18 protein-coding genes are annotated in these 23082 nt (G+C 69.3%); 8 read left to right on the plus strand and 10 right to left on the minus strand.

Translation table 11 applies throughout. The annotated features are described in order from the left end of the window. The first annotated feature begins 371 nt into the window (after positions 1 to 371). On the plus strand, positions 372 to 1406 hold the full coding sequence (locus IT306_29360) for a Gfo/Idh/MocA family oxidoreductase (protein MCC7372558.1): 1035 nt from the start codon (positions 372 to 374) through the stop codon (positions 1404 to 1406). Between the two features lie 67 nt (positions 1407 to 1473). On the opposite strand, the gene IT306_29365 is transcribed toward IT306_29360, so the two are convergent. The 5 genes from IT306_29365 to IT306_29385 all read right to left on the minus strand — a co-directional run bounded on the left by IT306_29365 (position 1474) and on the right by IT306_29385 (position 6930). Continuing rightward, positions 1474 to 2610, minus strand: a complete 1137-nt coding sequence (locus IT306_29365; protein MCC7372559.1) for a Gfo/Idh/MocA family oxidoreductase — start codon at positions 2608 to 2610, stop codon at positions 1474 to 1476. Next, positions 2610 to 3428 (minus strand): methyltransferase domain-containing protein, encoded by an 819-nt coding sequence (locus tag IT306_29370; protein MCC7372560.1) that lies wholly within the window; start codon positions 3426 to 3428, stop codon positions 2610 to 2612. Before IT306_29370 ends, IT306_29365 begins: the two co-directional genes overlap by 1 nt. A 110-nt stretch (positions 3429 to 3538) precedes the next feature. Next, positions 3539 to 4120 (minus strand): hypothetical protein, encoded by a 582-nt coding sequence (locus IT306_29375; GenBank protein ID MCC7372561.1) that lies wholly within the window; start codon positions 4118 to 4120, stop codon positions 3539 to 3541. Positions 4121 to 4601: 481 nt separating this feature from the next. Continuing rightward, complete coding sequence (locus IT306_29380) at positions 4602 to 5204, minus strand: hypothetical protein (GenBank protein ID MCC7372562.1); 603 nt, start codon at positions 5202 to 5204, stop codon at positions 4602 to 4604. 583 nt (positions 5205 to 5787) lie between these two features. Next, positions 5788 to 6930 carry a hypothetical protein gene (locus IT306_29385; GenBank protein MCC7372563.1) on the minus strand — a complete coding sequence of 381 codons (1143 nt, stop codon included), beginning with the start codon at positions 6928 to 6930 and terminating at the stop codon, positions 5788 to 5790. A gap of 404 nt (positions 6931 to 7334) precedes the next feature. On the opposite strand from IT306_29385, the gene IT306_29390 reads away from it, so the two are divergent. The 3 genes from IT306_29390 to IT306_29400 all read left to right on the plus strand — a co-directional run bounded on the left by IT306_29390 (position 7335) and on the right by IT306_29400 (position 10857). Next, positions 7335 to 8261: a dihydrodipicolinate synthase family protein gene (locus tag IT306_29390; protein MCC7372564.1), complete on the plus strand. Its 927-nt coding sequence runs from the start codon at positions 7335 to 7337 to the stop codon at positions 8259 to 8261. 292 nt (positions 8262 to 8553) lie between these two features. Further along, positions 8554 to 10365 (plus strand): globin-coupled sensor protein, encoded by a 1812-nt coding sequence (locus IT306_29395; GenBank protein ID MCC7372565.1) that lies wholly within the window; start codon positions 8554 to 8556, stop codon positions 10363 to 10365. Between the two features lie 258 nt (positions 10366 to 10623). Next, the gene (locus tag IT306_29400) at positions 10624 to 10857 is read left to right on the plus strand and encodes a hypothetical protein (GenBank protein MCC7372566.1); all 234 of its coding nucleotides are present in this window, start codon (positions 10624 to 10626) and stop codon (positions 10855 to 10857) included. Positions 10858 to 11351: 494 nt separating this feature from the next. On the opposite strand, the gene IT306_29405 is transcribed toward IT306_29400, so the two are convergent. The 3 genes from IT306_29405 to IT306_29415 form a co-directional block, all read right to left on the minus strand. Continuing rightward, a complete protein-coding gene (locus IT306_29405) occupies positions 11352 to 11594 on the minus strand; it encodes a hypothetical protein (GenBank protein MCC7372567.1) in 243 nt (80 codons plus the stop codon). A gap of 47 nt (positions 11595 to 11641) precedes the next feature. Next, positions 11642 to 12202, minus strand: a complete 561-nt coding sequence (locus IT306_29410; GenBank protein ID MCC7372568.1) for a Uma2 family endonuclease — start codon at positions 12200 to 12202, stop codon at positions 11642 to 11644. A 135-nt stretch (positions 12203 to 12337) separates the two neighbouring features. Then, the gene (locus IT306_29415; protein ID MCC7372569.1) at positions 12338 to 14734 is read right to left on the minus strand and encodes a pyruvate dehydrogenase; all 2397 of its coding nucleotides are present in this window, start codon (positions 14732 to 14734) and stop codon (positions 12338 to 12340) included. Between the two features lie 255 nt (positions 14735 to 14989). Here IT306_29415 and IT306_29420 point away from each other — a divergent pair, with 255 nt between their 5' ends. Then, the gene (locus tag IT306_29420) at positions 14990 to 15517 is read left to right on the plus strand and encodes a bifunctional nuclease family protein (GenBank protein MCC7372570.1); all 528 of its coding nucleotides are present in this window, start codon (positions 14990 to 14992) and stop codon (positions 15515 to 15517) included. A gap of 154 nt (positions 15518 to 15671) precedes the next feature. On the opposite strand, the gene IT306_29425 is transcribed toward IT306_29420, so the two are convergent. After that, complete coding sequence (locus IT306_29425; protein ID MCC7372571.1) at positions 15672 to 16997, minus strand: Bcr/CflA family multidrug efflux MFS transporter; 1326 nt, start codon at positions 16995 to 16997, stop codon at positions 15672 to 15674. 402 nt (positions 16998 to 17399) lie between these two features. On the opposite strand from IT306_29425, the gene IT306_29430 reads away from it, so the two are divergent. From IT306_29430 to IT306_29440, 3 genes are all read left to right on the plus strand, one after another. Then, complete coding sequence (locus tag IT306_29430) at positions 17400 to 18221, plus strand: sugar ABC transporter permease (protein MCC7372572.1); 822 nt, start codon at positions 17400 to 17402, stop codon at positions 18219 to 18221. Beyond that, a complete protein-coding gene (locus IT306_29435; GenBank protein MCC7372573.1) occupies positions 18218 to 19096 on the plus strand; it encodes a carbohydrate ABC transporter permease in 879 nt (292 codons plus the stop codon). The genes IT306_29430 and IT306_29435 overlap by 4 nt, the downstream gene beginning before the upstream one ends. A gap of 81 nt (positions 19097 to 19177) precedes the next feature. Continuing rightward, on the plus strand, positions 19178 to 20524 hold the full coding sequence (locus tag IT306_29440; protein ID MCC7372574.1) for an extracellular solute-binding protein: 1347 nt from the start codon (positions 19178 to 19180) through the stop codon (positions 20522 to 20524). A 25-nt stretch (positions 20525 to 20549) separates the two neighbouring features. Here IT306_29440 and IT306_29445 read toward each other — a convergent pair whose 3' ends face one another. Continuing rightward, positions 20550 to 22610, minus strand: coding sequence for an ABC transporter permease (locus IT306_29445; protein ID MCC7372575.1), 2061 nt, complete (start codon positions 22608 to 22610; stop codon positions 20550 to 20552). Between the last annotated feature and the right edge of the window lie 472 nt (positions 22611 to 23082).

Here is a 23082-nt window from a genome sequence, read left to right on the forward strand (position 1 = left end):
ACGGTCAGCGGGTGAGATCCTTCATTGCGCTCGCAGGCTCGCTGCATTCAGGATGACACGGCAACGGTCGGTGACGGGCGTGGGCGGCGGCGTCTCGGCCGGCGCCTCCTCGCTGCATTCAGGATGACACGGCAACGGTCGGTGACGGGCGTGGGCGGCGGCGTCTCGGCCGGCGCCTCCTCGCTGCATTCAGGATGACACGGCAACGGTCGGTGACGGTCAGCGGGTGGGGCGCACGATGACGGTCGGCGGATGACACGAACTTGACGGTCAGCGGGGGAGGTGTTTCGCTCCACTCGCAAGCTCGTTTCGCTCGGAATGACATACTTACAGTCGGCTCCCGACTTCTGACCGCTGAGGGCTGACCGCTGATGACTCACATCAACGTCGCTGTGCAGGGCGCGGGCACCGTCTCCACGGAGCATCTGCGCGCCTACCTCAAGCATCCCCATTGCCGCGTCGTAGCGATCGGCAGCCGGACCCAGGCCGGCGCTGCTGCCAAAGCCCGCGAGCTAGGCCTCGACCCGTCCGGCCTCGGCATCTACGACGATTTCGACCGGCTGCTGGCCCACCCCGGCCTCGACGCGCTCTCGATCTGCACGCCGCACAGCCGCCATGCCCAGGAGACCATCGCAGCGGCGCAGGCTGGCAAGCACGTCCTGATCGAAAAGCCCGTAGCCACCAGTCTGGCCGATCTCCGCGCGATGGACGCCGCCGTCACCGCCGCAGGCGTCCGGACGGTGGCTGGCTTTGTGCTCCGCTGGAATCCGCTGACGCTGGCCGCCAGGGCGATGCTCGCAGAGGGGCTGTTCGGCGATCCGATCTTCGTCCAGGCCGACTACTGGCACAACGGCGAGGTCTCGGGCTACCCCGGTGCGAAGGGGCGACTCCAGCGCGCCACCCTCGACGCGATCCTCAGCGGCGGCTGCCACGCCGTGGATCTCGCGCGCTACCTGATGGGCAGCGACATCGTCGAGGTCACGGCCCTCGAGACAACAGCCCTGGAAGGGCTCCCGAGAGCGGCCAATCAGGTCGCGCTGGTCCGGTTCGCCAACGGCAAGGCCGGCAAGGTCAGCGCCATCACCGAGCCGTGGATCCCGTACCAGTTCAACATCGACATCCTCGGCACCGACGGCGGCCTGCGCGACAACCGCTTCTTCAGCCGCAAGCTGCCCGGCGTCCTGGGCTGGACGACCTTCCCCACGGTACTGCCGAACAACGGGCTGGTGGGCCACCACCCGTTCCAGGGGGAGATCGACCACTTCGTGGAGTGCATCCTGGAAGGTCGGGAGTCGCACGCCAACCTGCGCGACGCCGTCAACAGCCACGAAGCCTGCTTCGCGATCTCCGAGTCGAGCAGGCTGGGCGGCCAGCCGGTCCGGCTGCCGCTGGCGCAGTCATCCTGACGTTCGGCGTGCCCGAGACCGCGGCACGTCCTTTTGTAGCTACACGACCTTGACCCGGCTTGTAGCTCTACACGACCGTGACCCAGCGCTCCTCGCGGCTGCTCTGGAGGATCGCGTCCACCAGCCGCATCCCGTGCACGCCATCGTCAAGGGATGCCACCCACGGGCGGGCCGCCGCGCCCTGCACCTGCTCGTAGAACCCGCGAATCACGTTCAGCAGCGCGTCGTTCCAGCCCTCGGCATGCCCGGCCGGCAGGCGCGAGAGGCCCGGCAGGCCGGCCATCCGTGGGTTGCGCTGGAGCACCCGCGTGCCCTCGGTGCGGGAGCCGCGCCAGAGCAGCTCACCCTCCTCCGAGCACCACGCCAGCGCGCCCTGTCCGCCGTCCACTTCCAGCGAGAGGCGATTCTTGCGGCCAGCGCTCACCTGAGAGACGGTGAACGAGCCACGCGCGCCGTTCTCGAAGCGGACCAGCACCTGGGCGTAGTCCTCGGTCTCGATGGGCACCCGCGTGCCACCCGAACTCCCACGCTGGAACGTCTCGCCCTCGCGGTCCGGGCGGACGCGGCTGACGAACAGCGTCGCGAGATCGGCCATGACCGCCGTGATCCGCACGCCAGCGATGTGCTGGGCCAGATCCATCCAGTGCGAGCCGATGTCTGCCACGACGCGCGTCGCGCCGCCGAGCGTCGGATCGAGCCGCCAGTTCCAGTCCGTGTCGAACAGCAGCCAGTCCTGCAGATAGCTGCCGTGGACGGCGTGGACGCGCCCCAGCTCACCCTGCTGGATCAGCGCGCGGGCCTCCTGCACCTGCGGGAAGCCGCGATGGTTGAAGTTGACGGCCGTGTGCGCCCCGCGCGAACGCGCCAGCCGCAAGAGCTGCTCGGCCTCGGCGGCGTTCATCGTCAGGGGCTTCTCGGAGAAGCAGGCTTTCCCAGCCTCGACGATCGCCTGGTTGATCGGGAAGTGCCAGACGTTCGGGGTGCAGTTGTGAACGACGTCGATCTCCGGATCGGCCAGCAGCCCGCGATAGTCGGCGTAGGCCCGTGGGATGCCCAGCTCGTCGGCGTGACGACGCGCCCGATCCGGCGTCGAGCTTGCGACGGCCACCACCTCGGCCCCAGGGATCCGGCGCACGGCGTCCACGTGGGCCGCCCCCACAAACCCGACGCCGACAATGCCAACCCGCAGCTGTTTCGTCGGCATCAGACTGTCGCCACGATGAACAGGCGGCGGAACGGGTAGAGGGTCTTGCCGTTCGCACGCATCGGGTAGGCATCACGCAGGCGACGGGCGTACTCCGCAAGGTAGACGGAGCGCTCCGCCTCGCCGAGGCCGTTCAGGATCGGACGCAGCCCCGTCCCCTTGACCCACTCCAGGACCGGGTCGTCCCCCTCCAGAATCTGGAGGTACTCCGTCTCCCAGATGTCGATGGTGGCCGTCCGACCCACCAACAGGTCGTAATACTCGTCGGCGTCGTCCACCCACTTGCGGCCAACCCTGGCGCGCAGGGCATCGTCCCCGAGCGCCGTGCCGCCCGCGCCGCCATCGACCAGCGTCTGCCGCATCAGCCGGTGGGACGCCGCGCCCCACGAGAGCGGCATCTGCACGGCGAGGCAGCCGCCGGGCGCCAGCAGGCTCACCAGCCGTGGGAACAGCTCCGCGTGGCCGTCCACCCACTGGAGCGTGGCGTTGGAGTAGATCAGGTCGGGCGGGGTCTCGGGCTGCCACGTGCGGATGTCGGCCTCGCGCCACTGTACGCGGCTCGGCGCAGATCCAGCCGTCTCGAGCATCTCCTGGGAGCTGTCGACGCCGGTGACGCTCGCCTCGGGCCACTTTTCGGCCAGCATGCGGGTCAGCTCGCCGGCGCCGCACCCGAGATCGTAGACCGTGCGGGGGTCCGTCAGCGGCATCCGCCCGAGCAGCTCCAGAGCTGGCCGCAGCCGGTGGTCGGCAAACTTGAGGTACTGGTCCGGATCCCAGCGGGTGGCTCCGCGCGGTCCTGGCCCTGCCTGCAACACCATCGTCGGTCCCTCCCACGGGAGTACGGATCGGATCGGAGGGATCATACCGAAGGCGCGAGGGATAGGGGACAGGGAGAAGGCTGCCAGGACGCAGGGGTTGGCCCAGCCGCTCAGGCCCGGAACGTCACGCAGAGGACGGCCATCGCCGCGTCGGCGCTGCGCCCCCGCCGCTTGCCGCCGCCACTGCCGCTGCTGACGCCGTAGGCGCTGCAGGCCAGCGCGTTGGCATCAGCATCGGCGTAGAGTACCTCGAAGTGGACAGGCGACTCCCACCACTGGTCAGCCGCGCGGTCCGGCGTCCAGTACGGCTCCGGCCCCGGGCAGGCCAGCACCTCGCCGCGTGCTTCGCCGTCGAAGCCGGCCGCCTGGACAAAGTCCCAGGAGAAGTTGCCGCCCACCAGATGGTGCATGCACGGACTCGGCCAGGCCAGGGCCGGAGCCGTCTCGGCCAGGAAGCCGTCGAGTGCGGCGTTCGCATGGGCCGGCACGTACGCCAGGCTCTGCGCGCCGAGGTGAGCCCGCCGCGCATTGATCTCGTCGCGGAGCCGCAGCAAGAAAGCGTCCGCAACCTCGTCGTCATCGGCGGCCGGGGCCGCGTCAGCCGGCGGGACGGCGATCTGCGCGATGAGGACCAGGAGGAGCAGGGTGGAGAGGAAGCGGAGGGGGGCAACCCGCTGAGCCAGCATTTGCAAAACCACGCCTCGCACGCAAGCACTCACGGAGCCTAACGAAACGACCCGACGAACGGTGTCACGCCAAGGGATGTGCCACGCTGCGTGTTGCACAGTGTATGCCAGCCGACAGGCCAGTATCACCCAATAGCACACCAGCAATAACACTTTTGTCACGCCAGCGTTACCCAATCTGCTCACGATCTTCAGGAAGAGAGGCGGTACGTCAGCCACCTGAGGCACATACATCGCCGAGATACAGGAGGAGCGCGCCACGCCGGAGTACCGCAGACGCGTGAGCGGTGTCATGATTCTGCGAGGCGAAACCGAGGCCACGCCGACGCTGTCGAGCGCCGGACACACGTCGGATGCGTGCGAGAACGGGGGAGCACCGTCGGGCAGCACGCCCGGGGACGTGAAGAGGCCCGCGCGGGGCGTGATCCGCGCGGGCCTCGGGGTGACCGTCCGAACAGCACGGTGACGAGTCGCGCTGACGGGCCGCTTAGACGCGGTAGGTCACACAGGCGATGGTCTGGTACGCGCGACCGCCGTTCTGCGCGCCGAAGGTGCCGCAGGCGATGGCGTTGACGCGCGGGTCGCCGTAGAGGGAGCGCCAGTGGCTCGGAGAGCCCCACCAGCCGTCGGCGATCTTCGCAGCCGTCCAGTAGCCGTTGTCGCCGGGGCAGGCCAGCACTTCGCCGCGCGCCTCAGCCCGGAAACCGCTGCCCTTGACGTAGTCCCAGCCCGGGGAGACCGGGTTGCCATTCCCGTGGAAGCAGGAGTGCGCCGAGACCATCAGCGGGGTCAGATCGGAAAGGTACTGGCTGACGGCCAGGTTGGCGTCGAGGCCCGCGTAGATGACCGGCGGGCTGCCGGCCCGGGTGCGGCGCGCGTTGATCTCGGAGAGCAACTGGTCGAGGTACGATGCCGCCTGGGCATCCATGACGCCGGACACCGAAGTCTGCTCGGCAGCCACGTCGGCGGCGAGGGCCGGGGTCGGCGGGAGGAAGGAGGCCGAAGAGGAGAGCAGCACGAGGAGGAGAACGAGTCGGGCGATGGCCGAGAAGCCGAACCGTCGAGAGAAGCGCCGAAGCTGGGTGTTCATCGTCACGCCTGCCGCATTATTTCGTCATTCATTACAACGATGACGCATTAACGCGGCGAGACAACTCGCCATAACCCGTTCGGGGGATCTCGCAGGCTGTCGTCTTGTCGAGATTTCTATAACTCTTCTTTCGTGATACTGCGACTCACCCAGGATGACTACCCGACATAGTCCCAATGGGTAGAGCTTCTCTCTCACCAACATGCATAAACGCAGTCACAGCGGGCGGGCGGCCGTGTCCTGCGCTCAGTGGCGACCGGCGACGCTGATGGCCCGCGAGCTGGCGACGGCAGCAGGCTGCTGTGCGCCTTTCGAAGCGCTGCGTTCCGGCGGCCGGCCACCCCGTCGCTGCTTCGGGGCACGGCCGGCCGTACAGCTCCCGCGTTCACCTGCGACGGACGCACATGTCCCGCCAGTGCGGTCCCGCGCGTCCTGCCAGGGCGCCATCTCGCCACAAGGCCAGGACGCCATCTCGCCACAAGGCCACGACGCCACGAGGCCCACACCCCCCTGGGGGGTGGGGGCCTCGTGGCGTCGTGGCGCGGATCGGGCCGCTCCGTGGGGAACGGCTGAGCGTTGGCGGCTACTGGTGGTGGTGATCCTCGTCGAGCGGCAGCTCCGAGACGTCACCGCTCAAGCCGTGATCGGCGTCTGGCGGGGCAGCCCGCTCGGCGGACCTGCGGCGGTGGCGCAGGTGCAGGGCAGCCCCGACGCTTGCCAGCCCGATACCGCCGAGGATGCCTGCCAGCAGGCCTGGGCCGGCCTGCCCAGCGACGGGCAGCGTTGACGGCAGGGGGCGCGCGGCGGCAACTCCTGGCTGCGGTACCTGCGGCGCCGGGGCCGCTGCCGCGACACCGGGGCGTGGGGCGCCGGGCGCAGCCGCCAGCACGCCGGGATCGCGCGGCGGCCCAGCCGATGCCACGCCCGGCTCGCTGATGCGGATCTGGCTGCCCCCATCCGACGAGCGCCGCGTCGTCACCCCGTCGTCATCATCGTCGTCATCATCGTCATCATCGTCGTCGTCGTCGTCGTCGTCGTCGTCGTCGTCGTCGTCGTCGTCGTCGTCGCCTGTTGGCGTCGGGGTCGGCGTGACCGGCGTCGATGTGGCGGTGGGCGTCCCTGGAGTGGTCGTCACGGTGGGCGTGGGCGTCCCTGGCGTACCCTCGGGCGTGGCCGTTCCGAGCGTCGCGGTCGGAGTGGAGGTCGGCGTTTCCGTGGGCGTCGCCGTCGAGACGGTGCCGGTCGGCGTGGCCGTTGGGGTTTCGGTGGGCGTGGCCGTGCCGGGCGTGCCAGTCGAGGTTGGCGTGGCTGTCGCCGTCTCGGTGGGCGTGGCCGTCGGCGTCACCGTGCCAGCCGTCGCTGTCGGCGTCACCGTGCCGGGCGTGGCCGTCGGCGTCTGGGTGCCGGGGGTGCTGGTAGCCGTTGGGGTGACGGTGGCCGGCGTTGTTGTCGGCGTCACCGTGCCGGGCGTCGTCGTCGGCGTGGCCGTGCCGGGCGTCGTCGTCGGCGTGGCCGTCGAGGGCGTCTTGGTGACGGTGCTCGGCGGCGTCAGCGGCGGCGGGGTCGGCTCAGGGCCTGACACGGCCAGCGCGCGTGGCACACCCAACGGCGTCAGGCTGGGCTTGGCATAGGCGGCCACGGCGACAGCCCCGCTCGCCGTCGCGCCGCGCGCAAAGGCGCGGCGACTGACCCGCCGCGCGGTCAGAGTGCTGTCATTCTCGTTCACGACCGTTCCCGCCTCCCTGGCCGCTCGCCGGCGGCCACGCTTCGTGCAGGAGGGCGGATCGTTCCGCCCCGCCCTGCACGTCCGTCTGGTCTCTCTATCTCGTGCGCCGCCGCGCCTGTCCCCCGAGCGCCCGCGCGAGACCCCTCTTTCTCGTCTAACGCGGCGACGCATAGAAAGAGTGATGGCCGTAGCAGAAAGGCGACGCGCAGCCTCATGAGGGGCGTTCACTCTGGATCATCGGTGGGTTGGGCCGGTTCTTCCAGAGAGACCCGCCTCCGCTCGAGAGCGATCAGCCTCCGCCGCGCCGCGGTGGTGTGCCATGGGCGCAACACCCTGCACCTGTGGGCACGGTCGCGGCGTGCGGTATCCTCCGGCAGCCCGACCATTGTTGCGAGGTGCTTCTCATGGATCTGAATCGCCTGCATGGCATCTTTCCCCCGATCTTGACGCCGCTCTCTGACGATCAGCAGATCGACCACGGCTCGCTGGCATCGCTGGTGGACTACCTGCTGGGCGAGGGCGTCCACGGCATCTGGGTCATGGGCACGACCGGCGAGTTCGCCTGCTTCGACGCCGACGAGCGCGCCGCCGCCGTCGCCACGACGGTCAAGGCCACCCGGGGCCGTGCGCCCGTCATCGCGAACGTGGGCGACGCCTCCACCGCGCTGACCATCGAGCATGCCCGGCGGGCCGAGCGGGCCGGGGCCGACGCCCTCGCCGCGACACCGCCGTACTACTACCCGAACAACGAGACCGAGCTGGAGACCTTCTACCGGGAGGTCGCGGCGGCCGTCAGCATCCCGCTGCTGCTCTACCACATCCCCCAGACGGTGAAGGTAAAGGTGACGCCGCCGTTCGTCCGCAAGCTGGCGAAGGAAGGCGTCATCGTCGGGTTGAAGGACAGCCAGAACGACCTGGAGTGGTTCCGCAAGGTGCTGGTGGACGCGAAGCAGGACGGCGTCAACCTGCGGGCGTTCCTGGGCTGCACGGGCCTGATCGACGTCGCGACCTACGCCGGCGGCTCGGGCGCGATCCCGGGCATCTCGAACGTGACGGCGGCGGCGTGCGTGGGCGCGTACGAGGCGGCCCGGGCCGGCGACATGGCGGCGGCCGCCCGCCACCAGGAACGGGTGCTGGCCGCTGCGAACCTGGCCGGGGTCGTGAAGGGTGCGTCAGCCATCGGCTCGAACTTCGCCTCGATGAAGGCGGTCCTGGTGAAGCGCGGCGTGATCAAGTCGGCAGCCTGCCGCTCGCCACTGCGCGCGCCGACGGCCGAAGAAGCCGCGCGGGCCATCGAGATCGTAGAGGCGGCGGTCGGCGCAGCCGTCTAGCATTCCGACTGTGGAGCGGCGCCGGGCAGCGCACGCACACAGAAGATGCAGGCCGGGCAGCGTACGATCGCTGCCCGGCCGCGTTGTGTCAGGGGCATGACCGATAGACGTTAGATTTCCGTCAGGTTTCTCCGACACCGCGACTTCCAAACACAATGTCTGCCGTTCTGATGAGTGCCGCAGGACCAGATCGATTCGGTCGCTGCGCGATGCCGCGCCGTCCGCGCGCGGATGTCGTCACAGAGGATCACCCCCGGCGATCCTCTGACTCGTTGGGGCAGGAGTCGCACTTATGGCGCAGTTGACGGATCTCTATCGGATCAACGCCAGAAATCTCGATCTCCGCAAGCAGCTTCTCTGTTTTACGGATGCTGATATTGCCGTCCTGCGCTCGCTGGCGCCCTGGGCAAAGCGCGTCGCCCCGACCGTCGCCAGGCAGTTCTACGAGCACCAGTTCACCCATCCCGGGACTCGCGAGTTCTTCGCTGGCAAGGCGGCCAAGAAGGGTATCTCGCTTGAAGATCTACGCAAGCACCTGGAGATCTCGCAAGCAGGCTACTTCACCCAGATCTTCGATGAGGCGGCGAACAGCGGCGGCTTCGGCCCGGCCTACTTCGAGCGACGCCTGAAGGTCGGCCGGCTGCACAACCAGATCGACCTGCCGCTGAAGTGGTACGTCGGCTCGTACGCGGTCTACCAGGATCTGGTGCGGGAGCACCTGCGAAAGTCGTTCCTGCTGCGGCCCGGCTTCCGAGCAAAGGCCGAGCGCGCCATCTTCGTCGTCTTCAACTACGACATCCAGGCGATCATGGACGCCTTCTTCTTCGACTACCTGGCCTCGGCGGGCGTCGATCTGGCGGCCGTCCAGGTGGCACGTCCCGAGTACGATCTGTCCGAGCACGCCGCCGAGATGAAGACGCTGCTGGTCGAGACGCTGACCGAGACCAACAAGACGAGCACGCTGCTGAGCGACGTCAGCGAGACGCTCCGAAACGCCCTGGGGCACGTCAACACGGCCCTGCTGCAGGTCGCCACGACGATGCAGGGGCTGGCGGACGGCGCAACCTCGGCCACCCAGGCGTCGATTGACGGCAGCGAGGCGCTGGACGTCCTCAGCCGGTCCCTGTCTGACGTTGCTCGGGACTCCAACCAGATCGCCGGGCTGGTGCAGCACGCGATCGCCACCAGCGGAACGATGGTCAGCAGTGTGGATCTGGTGGCCTCGCGGGCCGAGGCGGTGGCGACGACCAGCACCCAGGCGCGCACCTCCGCGCAGCACGGCGCGGACGCCGTCCGCGACACCGTCTCCGGCATGGCGGACATCAAGGATGTCGTCGGGCGGGCCGGCGAGGCCATCGGCGAACTGGGACGGCTCAGCGAGAAGATCGGCGCGGTGGTCGAGACCATCGACGATATCGCCGAGCAGACCAATCTCCTCGCCTTGAACGCGGCCATCGAGGCGGCCCGCGCTGGCGAGCACGGCAAGGGGTTCGCCGTCGTGGCGGATGAGGTCCGCAAGCTGGCCGAGCGCTCGCAGCGGGAGACCAAGGCGATCAGCGGCCTGATCCGCGACGTGCAGACCGGCACCCGGGACGCCGTCACGGCTATGCAGCTCGGCGCGGAGAAGGTCGAGCTCGGGGCGACGCGGGCCGACCAGGCTGGCGCAGCCCTCGCTCAGATCCTCGAGGCCGTCGACGCGACTGCCGTCCAGGCACAAGACATCAGCGGCGTCACCGGGCGGCTCGTGGGCGATGCGCGCACGGTTGAAGGCGCGATGTCCGAGATCGGCGGGCTGATGGAGAGCAGCCGGGCCGCCATCGACACGATGGCCGTGCGCTCCGCCGAGGTCTCGGACGCCTCGCAGGCCGTGGCGGCCGTCGCGCAGGAGAGCGCAGCATCCACCGAAGAGGTGTCGGCCTCGGTGGAGGAGATGTCTGTCCAGGTACACACGATCTTCACCCAGGCAGACGAGCTTGCTGCGACGGCCGCAACGCTCTCGGCGCTGGTCTCGCGGCTGGATCTGGGCCAGGACGACGCGCCAGCACCCGCCCAAACGCAAGCGCAGCCGGCGCCCGCACGAGCCGGCAGGCGCCGCGCGTCCTGAGCGGCCAGCCGAAGATTCTCCGCCCCGAACGTCTGGAAGCGGCCCCACCTGATGCACAGGTGGGGCCGTTTCGTGCCCCGGTGACCGGCCGGCTGACCGACTGGCGCCTCAGGCTCGCACTACACAGGAGCATGGCACGCGCCCTGCGAAGCGTTCTGTCGAGCAGGTATCGGGCACGACGGCCATCGGAGTGGCGGCACCTGGCACGTCAGGCCGGCTAACTGGCAGCGGCATGCTGCCTTCAGAGGAGCGAGCCAGATGGCCGTCAGACCGCCCGGGACATCGTCAGTCGCAGCCAGTGCCTCTGCCGCTGCCACGACCGGCGCAGAAAGCCCGCTCGGTTGGCAGCGCGAGTCTCGGGCCGAGCTGGACGGCCGCCCTGCCGAGGGGCGCGCCGAGCGCTGGGCGACCTGGGTCGTGATCTATCTGGCAGCGCTGGTGAGCAGTCTGGCGGTCGGCGCGAGCGCCTGGGCGCTGGGCCTCGTCGGCTAGGCGCGCCCCCTGGCGCAGGGCGATTGCATGTTGATGTCGTCGTGCCGCCGCGTCGGGGACTGAAGTCCCCGCCTACAGTCACACCGTCGCTGCGCGACGGCCGCCGGGAACGGCCGGCACTGGTGCGACTGGCGCGTCGCGCAGCGACTGCAGGATCGTAGGCGGGGCTTTCAAGCCCCGACGCCGCCGCACGACGCGCTCAACATACGATTGCACTGGCGCTGCCCTCAGGGCGATTGCATGACGAGCACGTCCTGCAACCTCGTCGGGGACTGAAGTCCCCGCCTACACGCATTCAGTCGCTGCGCGACGGTCGTCGGGAACGGCCGGCACTGGTGCGACTGGAGCGTCGCGCAGCGACTGCAGGATGGTAGGCGGGGCTTTCAAGCCCCGACGCGGCGGCACGACGACATCAACAGGCAATCGCCCTGCCCCCTGGCGACCTCTTCGAGACAAGCACGCACGCTACAGCTTCATTCACCTGAGATCGTCCCTCAGATGGTGCTGGCCTTGACCAGCTTGCAGACGCGGCTGCCCGGGCTGTCCTCGTACATCAGCCCGAGGCGGCCCTTCGTCAGCAGCACGAACAGGTCGGGCCAGGAGACGGCCTCCCAGTTGGGCGGCAGGTCGCCGAACGCCAGTCGTGGCACGTCGGTCCCGCGCACCCGAGCCGGCTGCCCGCCGCGCGATGTGACCCACGCCTGGATGACGGCATGGTCCGCCGTGTACTGGCGCACCGACTACCTCACGTCGCAAAGCAAGTGGTGCACTGAACGCTTCACTATCACGCGTCCCAGAGCATCGCCAGTGGGATCGTCAGGTCCGGGAACGGAGCCGCCGAAAACAGCATGTCGCCCTGCCCCTCTGCGATCCGCTCGTAAGCGCCATCTCGCCCGCGGGCATAGGCGCGCAACGACTCTTCTTGCGGGTGGGTGATCCAGTAGTACGGGACGCCATGGCGGGCGTAGAGGTCGCGCTTGATCTCCAGGTCCATCTCGGTAGACGACGGAGAAATAATCTCGACGACAAGACCAGGCGCGCCGCAGACGTTCTGGCTGGTAATGATGCCGCGACGCGCCTGGCTGATGTAGAGCAGATCTAGCTGGACGGTGGATCGTTCCAGGAAGCGCACGTCTGTGGGCGCGGCAAGCACCTGCCCGAGACGTTCGGCGCGCACGTGCATGTTCAGCACGGTGCTGAGGTTGATCGATACGGTCTGATGCTTGATGTTCGGTGCTGGGGACACGTACAGCTCCCCGTCGATGATCTCGTAGCGCTGGCCGTCATCGGGAAGCTGGAGGTAGTCCTCGTAGGTGAGGCCGGACCGCAGGAGTCTCATCGCCATGGGAGTGCCTCGCCTGCCTGACAGGTTGCCTGCCTGGATGGTGCGCGGGTCTGGATGGAGCGTGCCCCCTCGCCGGGCCGCGGCCGAGGGGGCGAGCGCCTGTGAACGGGCCAGCGCGCCGACCGCGCGCCGCCCTTAGCTGAGGTCGAGCGCCAGCAGGGCCGCCGACACCATGCTCTCGGCGTCGATGGCGTAGTACTGGTAGAGGTCGGCGCGCGTCCCCGACTGCCCGAACTCGTCCACGCCGAGCGGCACGACACGCGCTCCGAAGGCGCTGCCCAGGAAACTGAGCGCGTGGGATGCGCCGTCCTGCACGGTGATGATCGGCGCGTGGCGCTCTTCGGGGAGGATCAGTTCGCCCAGGTGGCCGGCGTCAGCGCCGGTGGTACCCTGCCGCAGATGCCCGCGCCGCGCCTCTGCGAGGCCACGGTACAGCAGGCCCGGGCTGGTCACGTTGATCAGGTTGGCCGCGACGCCCTCCTGGTGGAGCATGCGCGCCGCGTCGATAGCCTCGGGGATCATCGCGCCAGCCGCCACGATCTGCACCACCGGGCTGCCCACGAGGTTCGGGGCGTCGTAGCGGTGGTCGATCAGCCGGTAGCCGCCGGCCAGCACCTGCCGCCGCAGCGTCTCCTCGCCCAGCCGCTGGATGGCCGGGTCCATCAGCGACTGATCGACCAGCTTGGTCGTCAGGCGCAGGTAGGTGGTCTTGCCGTGCTGACGGTCCGCCACCTGCCGCAGCGCTTCGAGCAGCGTCCACTCGACCTCGCGCCCGAAGGAGGGCTCGTAGAAGAGGAGGTTGGGCAGCTCGATGCCGATGGACGGCGTGATGGTGGACTGGTGCGCCCCGCCTTCTGGGCTGAGCGTGATGCCCGAGGGCGTCCCGACCAGGATCATCTTGGACTGGTTGTAGAGGTCGTAGATCAGCGCGTCGAGGCCACGGCAGACGAACGGATCGTAGACCGTGCCGATGGGGAACAGTTGCTGGCCGCACAGCTCATACGAGGTGCCGAGCGCGCCGAGCATCATGAACAGGTTCATCTCGGAGATGCCGAACTCGACGTGCTGGCCCGTCGGACCTGGCTCCCAGCGGAGCAGGCGCGGCCCCTCGGCCTCGAAGTCGGGGATGGCGTCCGGCGCGTACACACCGACCTTGTTGATCCAGCCGCCGAGGTTGGTCGAGACGGCCACGTCGGGCGCAACCGTCACGATGCGCTCGCCCAGGCCGGGGATGCGCTCCAGCTCGGTTAGGAGGCGGCCCAGCGCTTCCTGGGTGGCGCTGCGCGGCATGTGGCGGATGCCAAGCGAGGTGGGGATCTGCTCGGGCGTGACCAGCGGGGCCGGGATCTGCTCGTCGATGCCGCGCAGTCGCTCGGCAGCAGTGCGGCAGACGCGGGCCTCGATCGAGTCCTCGGGGAAGCGGTCCCACTCCGCGCCCTCCGCGATGCCCAACGATGCGCCCAGATCCTTGAGCTGCTCCTCGGTGATCAGCGCGGAGTGGTTCATCGGGTGGCCGGCAATCGGCAGGCCCCACCCCTTGATGGTGTAGGCAAACACCACGGCCGGCGCGTGCGGGTTCGCCTTGGCCTCGGCGAAGGCATTGGTCAGCTCCACGATGTCGTGGCCGCCGAGATCGGCCAGCAGCGCCGGCAGCTCCTCGTCGGAGATGTCCTCGATGGCTTTCGCCACGCCCTGCGGATCGGAGGCGGGCAGGATCAGCCGGCCCCGGGCCTCTTCGCCACTGCAGCGAATCAGGCTCTGGTACTCCGGGTTGCTCATCTCGTCGATGCGCTGGCGGAGCGCCTCGCCGTGCGGTCGCTCGAAGGCCGCCTTCAGCTTGCGGCCATACTTGCACTCCAGCACCTGCCAGCCGCTGGCCTGGAACAGCGACTTGAGCTGTGCGGCCCGGATGCCGGGGATGACCCGGTCAAGGCTCTGGCGGTTCAGATCGACGATCCAGAGGACGTTGCCGAGGCCCTGGATGTGATCCTCGAAGACGGCCTCCCAGACGTTGCCCTCGTCCAGCTCGGCATCGCCAAGCAGGGCGATGTACCGCTTCGACGTTACATCCCCGAAGTGCAGCCTGGCGTACCGCGCGACGGCCGCCGAGAAGGCCGGCGCGACGGCACCCAGGCCCACAGAGCCGGTCGAGAAGTCGATGGGGTCGTGATCTTTCGACTTGCTGGGGTAGGCCTGGATGCCCTTCAGCGAGCGCAGCTCGGTGAGGTACTTCCGGGGCAGGTTGCCGAGCAGGTATTGCACGGCGTGGAAAGCTGGCGAGGCGTGCGGCTTGACGGCCATACGGTCGCCGGCCTGCAGCTCGCTGAAATAGAGCGCCGTGAGGATCGAGATCACCGAAGACGACGACGCCTGGTGGCCGCCGATCTTGGAGCCATCCAGGTTCGGCCGAACGCTGTTGGCATGGTGAATCATGTTCGTCGCGAGCCACAGCACGCGACGCTGGATCGATTCGAGCGCGGCTAGCTCGTCTGCCGCGAGAGTACCGGTCCGCCCAGGCTCCATCGTGAGCATCGTCGCCTCCGCCAGCGTCACCTGCCGGGATTATACGTGCCTGCCTGAACGCCAGTCGTCCGTTCGCACGGGCGGCGGCCCGGCCTGAAGACCGACCGCGCCTGTCCGGCTCGGCACACACGGCGAAGTGCACCCGCAATCTGTTGCTGGAACGCTTGACAGTTCTCGGCTGCACTCTCATGCTGGAAGCATGGAAACGGAATGGCGCGCAGGGCGCCACAGGGCCAGGGCGACGCGGCCACGGGAGCAGCAGTCGTGATCGAGATGAGCGTGCGCGCCGTCAAACGGGCCGGTGAAGACCGGCTCGTTGCCGTGCTGGAGCGCGACCTGGACGCCGAGCCGGCCCGCGGTCGGCTGCTCATCACCATCTCGCGACCCGAAGCGCACGTCATCTTTCACGAGCTGCGCGAGGAGAAGACGCTCCCCGGCCAGACCTACGAGCTGATGGCCCAGGTCGTGACCCAGCTCCAGGGCAAGCTTACCGCCGTCGAGCTGGTGGCCGACGAGGCCGGCAAGCCGGCCGCCCGCCTCCGGCTTGAGCGCACCGATGGTCGCTCCACGATCCCCACGCGGGCCGGGCAGGCGTTGGCGCTGGCCGTCCACCTGAAGGTGCCGCTGCTGGTGGCCGAAGGGCTGCTGAACGGCGACAAGGGGCGCAGCGAGCCACCGACCGAGTCAGCCGCGAGCGTCGCCGCCGGCGACACGCCGCCACCAGGAGATGCCGAGGCAGCCTCGACGGTGGTCGAGGTGCCCGAAGTCTTCCTGCGCGCCTTCGAGGAGTAGCGTCGAAGCGCCACCCCGCTCCGCGCCGGAGATGATGTCGGCGCAGGTCCTGAACGATGTCGTTCCGCGGAACGATAGTCGTGCTCCGCGGGAGCTTGCGGGCCGAAGACGAGCTTGCGGGCCGAAGGATAGTCGCGCAGCGGCAGGGGTGCGGTCACCCCAGCCCGTCGCCAGAGGGTGACGTGGTCGTCATCTCTCGGGGGGTGAGCGGTCGCTGCAGCCCGATCCCGAACGTCAGCACGGCCAGCGCACCGAGCGCGCACAGTTCCAGCACGGCGATGAGCAGCGCCATCGGCAAGGCCGTGGCGGCGCCGCCCATGCCGACAATCGGCGCGACGCCCGCCCCGAGCGAGAACTGGAGCACGCCCAGCAGCGCCGAGGCCGCTCCCGCCGTCTTCGGCGAGCCGGACAGGGCCAGCACTGTCGCGTTCGGCATGATCAGCCCGAGCGAGGCCACGACCAAGAACAGCGACGGCACGATGGCGAACAGGCCAACGCCCTGGAGCAGATCGCCGCTGAGGACGACCAGCAGCAGCGTCAGGCCGCCGACGGCAGCCGCGCAGAGGCCGATGGTCAGCATGCGGATCGGGGCGACGCGACCCACCAGCCGGCCGTTGACCTGCCCCATGATCAGCAGCCCGATGGCGTTGCCGCCAAAGATGAAGCTGAAGGTCTGCGGAGAGACCCCATAGACACTCTGGAACACAAATGACGAGCCAGAGATGTAGGAGAACATCGCCGCGATGGCGAGGCCGCAGGCCACGGCGTACCCCATGAACCTGCGATCCGTCAGCAGCGTGCGGAACGTCACCAGCGTGCCACGCAGGCCCTCCGTCTGGCGGCGGCCTGCCGGCAGCGTCTCCCCCAGGCCACGCTCGATCGCGACCCACAGCAGCCCGCCGAACAGCGCCAGGAACAGGAAGATGCCCTGCCAGGGACTGAACTGCAGCAACTGGCCGCCCAGAATCGGGGCGAGGATCGGGGCGAGGCCGCCGACGAGCATCAAGACAGACATGAACCGAGCCGCCGCGACGCCGGTGTAGAGATCCCGCACGATAGCCCGCGACACAACCATGCCGGCCGCCCCCGCGAACCCCTGCACGAAGCGGAAGCCGACCAGCGCCCAGATGTTCGGGGCGGTGGCGCAGAGCAGCGAGGCCAGCGCATACGCACCCAGCCCGATCAGCAACGGTCGCCGCCGCCCAAGAGCGTCGCTGAGCGGGCCAACGATGGCCTGCCCGAGCGCCAGCCCGAAGAAGAACGCGCTGAGGGTGAGCTGAACCTCGGACGCGCCGGTCCCGAAATCATGGGTCAGGGCCGGCAGCGCTGGCAGGTACATGTCGATCGAGAGCGGCCCGAACGCGCCGAGCGCCCCGAGGATCAGCACCAGCTTGAGGCGGCTGGCGTTCGGCTGGGACACGGGGGGCTGGCGCCTCGACGCGGGCCGGACAGCCGCGGGCTGGGGCTGTGAGGTGGACATCGGCCGGTGCGCGCTCCAGGGGCGGCTCGCGGCACATCGCACGCGGATGCGCTGCTCCCCGGCCCGGCTTGGATGGTGAGACACCGGCGGTCACCATCGGGGCTGCCAATCGCTGCCGTAAGCATAGCGCGACGGGGCTCTCTCCGGCGGAACGCGCCCCGGGTTGTGGACCTGGGGTCCACCCGCTGCGCTATTGCGTCGCTGGACCACGCGGCTTTGCGGTGGCGCAGCCGGATACGCTCACCTCTGCGAATGCAGCAGCGCAATGTGGCACGCGCCGTGCAGGCAGCCTCCGGCGGCGCTCACGGTGGCCGCCGCTGCTGTCGTCCCCCGCGGGCCGAGGAGGTCTCTATGCTGCACGCTCCGGGACGCTTGCTCCAGCGCTACTGGCTGGAGACGCTGATGCTTCTGCCGCTCACGCTGTACATCCTGCTGCTGACGTTTGTACCGGTCCTCCAGGCCATCGGCATGAGCTTCACCGACCGGTACAGCGGCGCCTTTCCGAGCCTCAGCAACTATCAGTACATCGTCGGGCGGCCAGACTTCACAGCCGCGTTCCTGAACACGCTCGGGATCACCGCCCTCAGCGTCTCGATGGAGATGGTGGCGGGACTGATCCTGGCGCTGATGCTGGCTCGCACGTTCGCGGGGCGCGGCTTCTTCCGAACCGTCATCCTGACCCCGATGGGCGTCCCCACGCTGGTGGCGGGCGCTGCGATGCTCTACTTCTTCCGCACCAATGGGTACGTCAACGAGGCCCTGCTGCGGTTGGGGCTGATCGACGTGCCGATCTACTGGACCGAGAGCGGCCTGCGCGGCGTGTTCGCCATCGCGCTGGCCGACATGTGGAAGGTGACGCCGATTGTCACCCTGCTGCTGCTCTCCGGGCTGGAGTCCATCCCCGGCGATGTCTACGAGGCCGCCGACGTGGACGGCGCGAACCGCTGGCAGTCCTTCTGGTCCGTCACGCTGCCGCTGCTGATGCCTGCCATCACGATGGCGCTGATCGTGCGGGCTATCGACGCCTTCCGCATCTTCGACGTGGTGATGGTGATGGCGTCCCGCTCGATCCCGGTGATGTCCACCTTCGTGTACAGCAACTACTTTGACTTCCAGGATCCGTACTCGGCGTCGGCGGCGGCCACCATCCTGCTGCTGATGATCGTAGCGTTCATCGCCGCCTACTTCCTGCTGGTCGAGCGGCGGCGGGGAGAGCTGGCATGAGCACGCAGGCGATCTCGCACCCGGCTGCCGCTGCGCCGCGCTCGGGCACGAACGCGGCCGCAACGCGGCTCGTCCTCCGGATCGGCTTCGTACTGCTGGCGGCCGTCTTCGTGGTCGCCACGCTGCTGCCGCTGCTGGTCCTCCTGAAAGTGTCGATCAGCGCGCCACAGGACATCATGACGGCTCGCCCGCCGTTCCTGATCTACAACGCCACGCTGGAGCACTGGCGGGCGCTCTTGAACCCGGCCACGCTGTACGGTCCGGCCCGCCACAGCCTGCTGGTGGCGACGGGTACGGCGGTTCTCGGCGTGCTGATCGCCGCGCCGGCCGCCTACGTCATCTCGCGGATGCCGCGCACCTGGCGCTACGGCCTGATCCTCGGGCTGCTGTTCACCCAGATGTTCCCGGACGTCGGCATCGCGATGCCGGTCGCCATCACGTTTCTCCGGCTCGGCCTCAACGACACCGATCTCGGCCTGATGCTGGCCCACCTCGTCCCAACATTGCCGTTCGTGGCGTGGATCCTCGTCGGGACGTTCGAGATGATCCCGCGCGAGGTCGAGGAGGCGGCGTTCGTGGACGGCAACGGGAAGATCGGCACGCTGGCCCGCGTCGTGATGCCGCTGGCCGCGCCGGGTATCGCCGTGGCGGCGCTCTTCGCCTGGCTGAAGTCCTGGAACGACCTGGTCTACGCGATCTACCTGTTCCTGGGTGAGCGGACGCTGCCACTGATGACCTTCTACTACTCGAACCGGGGCAGCGTGTTCGACACGGCGACGTTCGCGGTGCTGCTGACGATCCCGGTGATGGTCGTGACGCTGGCACTGCAGCGGTACATCGAAGCGGGGACGCTGAGCGGCGCGATCAAGGGGTAAGGCGAGCGGGCAGCGCGTGAGGGGCGCTGCGGGGGCTGTCGGGTGCGGGGCTGAGGCGATTCACACAAGGAGCGAACCACGATGCGGCTCACGCGACGACAGTTTGGCGCGCTGGCCCTGGCCGGCAGCACGACGCTCTTGCTCGCTGCCTGCGGGCAGTCCTCCACCGGCGGGCCAGCATCCGCCGGCGGCGGGCAGACCACCGGCGGCGGGCAGACCACCGGCGGCGGGCAGACCACCGGCGGCGGGCAGGCCAGCGGCAAGCCCGGCACGGCTGGCGGCAACGGCGGCGGCGGCTCCGTCTCGTTCGTGACGGCGCTGGCCGAGGATGAGCGCACCGCCCTTGGCGAGATCCTCAAGGGCTTCGAGTCCAGTGCCGGCGTCCAGGTCAAGATGATCCAGATGGAGTCCCAGGACGTCGTCAATCAGTTGAAGGCGAAGAAGACGGCCGGCAAGGTCGACGTGGATCTCGTCGCCCAGGACAACCTGCGACTCGGGCCGCTGGTGCGCGACAGCATCGTCGAGGATCTCAGCGGCGAGTCGGCGCGCGTCCCCGAGACGACCATCGACGCGCTGGTGCCGGTCACCCAGTTCGACAACAAGCGGTTCTTCCTGCCCTATCGCCCGAATGTCCAGATCGCCTTCTACAACGAGGCGAAGCTCAGCGCGGCCGGCCTCCAGCCGCCGAAGACCTGGGACGAGCTGCTGAAGGCCGGGCAGACGCTCAAGGAGAAGGAGGGCATCGGGAAGCTGGCGATCCAGGGCGCGGCCGGCGATCCGCTCTCGGTGACCGTCTTCGAGTTCATCAAGCAGGCCGGCGGCGACCCGCTGGCGCTGAACGACGCCGGCACGGTGAAGGCGTTCGAGTTCATGGCCCAGCTTGAGCCGCTGCTGACGCCCGAGTACCGCACCGCCAAGTTCGACACGATGAACACCATCATCTCGAACGACACGGCGTACCTCGGGAGCAACTGGCCGTTCGGGATCAACGTGATCGTGGACAAGAACGGCCGCAAGGACATCAAGGCGTACCAGGGCTGGGCCGGCCCGAACGGCGAATCGCACGTGCTGGGCGGCGAGGTGCTCGGCATCCCGGCTGGCGCACCGAACCGGGCGGGCGCGCTGCAGCTCGCCGAGTTCCTGATGTCGAAGGACACGCAGGCGGCGCTGCTGACAAAGCTCGGATGGCCGCCGATGCGGACGGACGCCTTCGGGAACGTGCCCGAGTGGCAGAAGCCGTACTTCCAGGCGGTGCAGGAGGCGCTCAAGCACGTGGACGCCCGCCCGAACGTGCCGTACTGGGAGGACGTGAGCCGCGCGATGAACGATGCCTTCCGCGACATCGTGCAGCAGAAGCAGCCGGCGAAGGAGACGCTCGACCGCTACGCCTCGGCCATTCAGAAGGCGAAACAGGCGGCCGGCGCCTGACCTGGACGCCCGCTCCCCCGCCGAGTCATTCGGCCGAGGGGGCGGGCGTTCGATGATCCCGCTGGGCGGCGCGCGGCGCACGTCGCGGAGCGAGCGGCAGGCGACGGGCCGGCGCAAGCGTCGCGAGGTAGAGCAGCAGCCCGAACACCAGGAAGTTGTCGCCGCGCAGATCCGTGGCCCGCGGCAGCGGCCAGGTGAGCAGTCCTCCGATACTCCGCAGACCCGCGCTCACCAGATCGACCAGCAGCCGGTCGTAGAGGGCCACCAGCAGCGCGCCGGCCATCACCCCGGCCAGCCCCCAGCGCCCGCCAATCGCCACGGCAGAGAGCACCATCAGCGAGAGCGTCAGGTCGAACTGCTCGGGGACGATGTGCCCGACCAGCCCGGCAAAGAGCGCTCCTGCCAGCCCGGCCACACCGGCCCCCAGCGCGAACGCCTGGAGCTTGACGCCCGTGGCGTCCACGCCCACCGACTGCGCAGCCAGCTCGTCGTCGCGGACGGCGGCCCAGGCCCGCCCGAGGCGCGCGCCGGCCAGCCGCGAGGCCAGCAGCCAGACGCCAGCGGCCAGCAGCAGCGCCAGCCCGTACGTCCCCAGCGCCGAGCCGTCCGGTGTCAGCGGCACGCGCGGCGACACGATCCCCGAGATGCCGCGCGCGCCGCTGGTCCAGTCCGGGAAGCGGATCACCAGGGCCGGCACGATCTCCCCCAGCGCCAGCGTGACGACCGCGAGGTACTCGCCGCGCGCGCGGATGCTCGGCAGCCCGAAGACGATGCCGCAGCCGGCTGCGGCGAGCGCCGCCAGCGGCAGGGCCAGCCACGGCTCGTGGAGGATGGCCGGCAGCATCGGGGCCAACCGGCTGCTGCCGGCCGTCAGCATCGCCATGGTGTAGCCGCCGATGGCGAAGAACGCCGCGTAGCCGAGATCCAAGAGCCCCGCGAACCCGACGACGATCTCCAGCCCGAGCGCCAGCGCCACCAGCAACAGCACGATGGTGGCGTCGTAGAGGCGGACGCCGCCGAGCAGGCTCCCCAGCAGCGGGTAGACCAGCGCGAGCGCCAGCAGCAGCCAGACCAGCCGATGGGCGCGGGCGTCTGGCTGCCCCGTCGAGCGGCGGCCGTCGCCAACGGGCTGCTCGGCGACGGGCGGGATGCTGCTGCCCAGCAGGCCAGCCGGACGCCACGCCAGCAGTCCGACCAGCAACAGCAGCGTCAGCACGGGCGTCCAGAACGCGCTCAGGAAGAAATCGCCGAGGCTGCCGAGCACGCCGATAGCCACCCCGCCGAGCAAGGCCCCGGCCGGGTTCCCGATGCCGCCCAGGAAGGCGGCGGTCATCGCGGTCAGGCCGCCGCGGAGGCCGTGGTTGGCGCTGGTCCCGCCGTAGTAGGCCGCGAAGATGGCAGCGGCCACGCCGGTCAGCGCCCCGGCCGCCACGAACCCGAGCAGCCGCCCGTAGCGCGGGTTGCCGCCGCACAGCGCCACCAGCTCGGCGTCCTCCGCGATGCCGCGCAGCATCCGCCCGGCCCGACTCCGCGCCAGGGCCAGCGTCCCGCCGAGTGCGACCGTACCGCCGATCGCCAGCACCAGCAGATCCTTGAGGGTGACGCTGATGGCGCAGCAGCCAAGCTCCACCGGCGGCACAAGGTCCGGCATGGCGAGCATCGGCAGGTTGACGCCCTGGTGGGCCGGCACCGGCACCGTGGTGATGGCGTGCCAGCGGACGGCGATCCCCAGCATCAAGAAGGAGAGGGCGAGGCTGGCGATCAGCGGCCCGAGCGGCTCGCGCCGACCGTCGAACGGGCGGAACGCCAGCCGCTCGACCACCCCCCCGAGCAGCCCGCCGACGACCGCGCCGGCCGCCACCAGCAGGAGCAGCACGGCCAACCGGCCGGCCAGCGGCGTGGCGGCGGTCACGCCGAGCGCACGGGTCAGGCTGGCGACGGCCACCGTGGTCAGCGCGAAGATGTTGCCGTGCGCCAGGTTGACCTGCCGCGAGACGGCGAATGTCAGCGTGAAGCCGGCGGCGCTCAACGCGACCACCGCGCCGGCCGTCACGCCGAAGACCAGAATCTGGAGCAGGTCAGTCACGCGGAGGCCATCGCACCCTCGTCGTCAGATGGTCGTGAACTATCGCCTGCCCGGCAGATTATGGTGCGCCTCCGTCTTCCTGAGCGAAGAGAGCCTGTCTTTGACCCCGTCTTCCCGAGCGGCGTGACCCATTCGGCAGGCTCAGGGCAAGGCTTGCGACTTCCCACCCAGGGCGATTGCATGTTGATGTCGTCGTGCGGCGGCGTCGGGGCTTGAAAGCCCCGCCTACGATCCTGCAGTCGCTGCGCGACGCCCCAGTCTCACCACTCACCAGACGACGCCGTTTCCGGTGTCCGTCGCGCAGCGACTGCATGCGTGTAGGCGGGGACTTCAGTCCCCGACCGTCCGTTCCATGATGCTTCGGGGACACCAATGAACATGCCATCGCCCTGATGCTGCTACCAGTGCAATCGTATGTTGAGCGCGTCGTGCGGCGGCGTCGGGGCTTGAAAGCCCCGCCTACGATCCTGCA

It is taken from the genome of Chloroflexota bacterium (genome assembly GCA_020850535.1).
Taxonomy (GTDB): Bacteria; Chloroflexota; UBA6077; order UBA6077; family JACCZL01; genus JADZEM01.